We start from the raw sequence: 3,216 nt of genomic DNA on the forward strand, positions 1-3,216 counted from the left end.
GGGCTACAGGCTGATCCTCCAGATCCCGAACGGCTGATACGCCGGGTCGAGCCGCATGAACTGGTACTTGCCATGCCAGGTCCAGCGATGGCCGTTCATCAAGTCTTCGCCCTGGGTGCTGGCATCATCGGGCAAGCCCATTTCCCACAGCGGCAATTCAAAATTCGCCTCCTGCGGGTTGTGCGGGTCGAGGCTGACCGCCACCAGAATAAAATTACTGCCATCGGCGCTGCGCTTGCCGAAGTACAGAATGTTGTCATTCCAGACGTTGTAGATCTTCAACCCCAAGTGCGTGTGCAGCGCCGGGTTCTGGCGGCGGATGCGATTGAGCTGGGCGATCTCGGCAATGATGTTGCCCGGCGCGGTGAAGTCCCTTGGGCGGATCTCGTACTTCTCAGAGTCGAGGTATTCCTCCTTGCCCGGCACCGGCGCCGATTCGCACAACTCGAAGCCCGAATACATGCCCCACAGGCCCGAGCCCATGGTCGCCAGCACTGCACGGATGAGAAACCCCGGACGCCCGGATTCATGCAGGAACGCCGGGTTGATGTCCGGCGTATTGACGAAGAAGTTCGGTCGGTAGCATTCGCGCCAAGGCGACTCGTTCAGCTCGGTGAAATAGGTCGCCAGCTCTTGCTTGGTGTTGCGCCAGGTGAAGTAGGTGTAGCTCTGGGAGTAACCGACCTTGCCCAGGCGCGCCATCATCGCCGGGGTAGTGAAGGCCTCAGCAAGGAAGATCACCTCGGGGTACAGCGCCCGCACATCGGCAATCAGCCATTGCCAGAACGGCAGCGGCTTGGTGTGCGGGTTGTCGACGCGGAATATCTTCACGCCCTCCTCGACCCAACCCACCACGATGTCGCGCAACTCGACCCACAGGCTGGGAATCGCTTCGACGGCATAGAAGTCGACGTTGACGATGTCCTGGTATTTTTTCGGCGGGTTCTCGGCGTATTTGATCGTGCCGTCCGGGCGCCAGTTGAACCAGCCGGGGTGCTGTTTGAGCCACGGATGATCCTGGGAACACTGGATGGCGAAATCGAGGGCGATCTCCAGGCCGTAGTCTGCCGCTGCCGCCACCAGCCGACGGAAATCTTCGCGGGTACCCAGTTGCGAATGAATCGCTTCGTGCCCGCCCTCCTCACTGCCAATGGCATACGGGCTGCCCGGATCGTCCGGCCCTGCGGTAAGGGAGTTGTTCGGGCCTTTGCGGAAGCTGCGTCCGATCGGATGGATCGGCGGGAAGTACAGGACGTCGAAACCCATGTCCTGAATCATCGCCAATCGCGAGTGCACATCGTTAAAAGTGCCGTGGCGGGCAGGATCGTCGGTGATCGAGCGCGGAAACAACTCATACCAACTGGCGAACTGCGCAAGCTCTCGCTCGACCTCCACCGGGTATTCGGGACTCAGGCTCAGGTAAGCGCGGTGATCGGCCTGCGCCATGAGCTCGGCGCTGCGAGGGTGCAAAAACAGTGCGATTTGCTCAGTTTCGAGCAGGCCTGACAGTTCATGGTGCAAGGCCGCCAATTGCTCGCTCAGTTGTCCTTCGCTCCTTTCAGCGGCTTGCTGAACGTGAAGTCGCCCTTCCTGCAACTCCAGGCTGACCGGCACCGCGGCGGCGTGTTTCTTTTCCAGTTCATAGCAAAAACTGGCGAATTGATCGATCCAGGCTTCGATGCAGAAAACATATCGGCCCTGATGCGCCACACGAAAGCGGCACTGCCAGCCATTGTTGCCCTGATCGGCCATGATTTCGCTGTGCCAGCCCTCATCGCCTTCCTCTTGCCAGCGCACGCGCACGGCGAGTTTGTCATGACCATCGGCAAACACCTTGCAGGTCACCACCACGTCCTGACCTACAACGGCCTTGACCGCGAACTGGCCGCCATCGAGGGTCGGCATGGTGTTTTCAATGGCAATGCGCGGTAGCAACAAGGCCTGCGACAGTGGCATATGCGGGTTGTAGCTCAGGTCTGTCGGTTTTTCAGCCGTCATCGAGCATCTCTCCTTTACGCCCCATGGACGCTCTCGTGTCTGGTTTCACCCCACCGGGCATCCGCCCGGCAATGAATGCACTTAAGTTCCGAGCGACCGTCGCCGGGAAAAGTTCATCAACAATTGGCCTGAATCAAATCCCTCGCCCAGCGGTCAACCAACTATCCACCCACTTAAGCACGACTCACGCCATGTGCCACTGGAGACAAGACCAATGAACAATCCATTCCCGGCCGAAACCCCCGATCCGAACATCGACAACCCGGTGATCCCACCCACCGATCCGCAGCCAGTGCCCGAACAGGATCCGCCCGGAACCAACCCTCCGCCGAGGGAAGAACCGCCAGCGACGATGCCGCCGGTGATTGTTACGCCTGAATGAAGTCAGTTGGTCGTTCCCGTGCGTACGGGATCGACCACCTACAAAACGTATGATACTTCCTGAAACGCTGTAGTCCCGATCCTGACTTGTCTGTTTCACCCTCCAGGCACTTTACCCAGCCATCTCGCATCCGCTCTCATGGCGCCTTCTCCCACTGCATGAGCATCAGCCGCCATGAACGCTCTATTTTTCGACATGCCACCTTCCACGATTCGCAAGAGCGCACGCACCAGTGCGCTCACCAAGCAACGACTGCGTAAAGGCTGGCCTCATTGTGAAAATATTCAACCTGGAGTTTCTGCTCTTCAAAACGGAACGTTGTGTCAGGCACAGGCAGAGTGAAAGTACGGTGCTCAAAGAACTCAGAGCCTGTGCAAGCGCTCGCGAAACCGACTTCAGCCAGAATGAGTTATGCAAGGAACAGCGCGCGGAACCAAAACCTGAAGAACCAATACAGACTCCCCCGCTAACTTCGTAATGCGATGTAGAAGCGACCGGTCGACGCTCGATTGCCCGCGAAGGGGGTGGGTCAGTCAATGGAGATGTTGAAGCAACCGACCTCTTCGCGGGCAAGCCTCGCTCCTGCAGGTTCATGGGTCGACCACTAGATCCATGGACACCACAAAACCCTGTGGGAGCGTGGCTTGCCCGCGAAGGCGTCGGGTCAGTCAGCATCAATGTTGGATGTTCCGGCCTCTTCGCGGGCAAGCCCGCTCCCCCAGTGTCCAGTGGTACGGTTGATATTGCTACGTATCAAAGTGTGTACAGCCCCGTCCCTGACACAACAATCCTTCAATCCCCACCACTGACGACACACCGCAGATACACCCGCCTGA

At 58.6% G+C, this 3,216-nt stretch carries 2 protein-coding genes; one reads left to right on the forward strand and one right to left on the reverse strand.

The annotated features are described in order from the left end of the window. Nucleotides 1-3: 3 nt before the first annotated feature. Complete coding sequence (locus tag ACRESJ_RS00325) at nt 4-1,998, reverse strand: alpha-1,4-glucan--maltose-1-phosphate maltosyltransferase (protein ID WP_431756088.1); 1,995 nt, start codon at nt 1,996-1,998, stop codon at nt 4-6. 214 nt (nt 1,999-2,212) lie between these two features. Between ACRESJ_RS00325 and ACRESJ_RS00330 the strand changes: the two genes are divergently transcribed. Beyond that, on the forward strand, nt 2,213-2,380 hold the full coding sequence (locus ACRESJ_RS00330; RefSeq protein WP_431756089.1) for a hypothetical protein: 168 nt from the start codon (nt 2,213-2,215) through the stop codon (nt 2,378-2,380). Nucleotides 2,381-3,216 lie beyond the last annotated feature (836 nt).

Source organism: Pseudomonas sp. (assembly GCF_050739655.1).
Lineage (GTDB): Bacteria > Pseudomonadota > Gammaproteobacteria > Pseudomonadales > Pseudomonadaceae > Aquipseudomonas.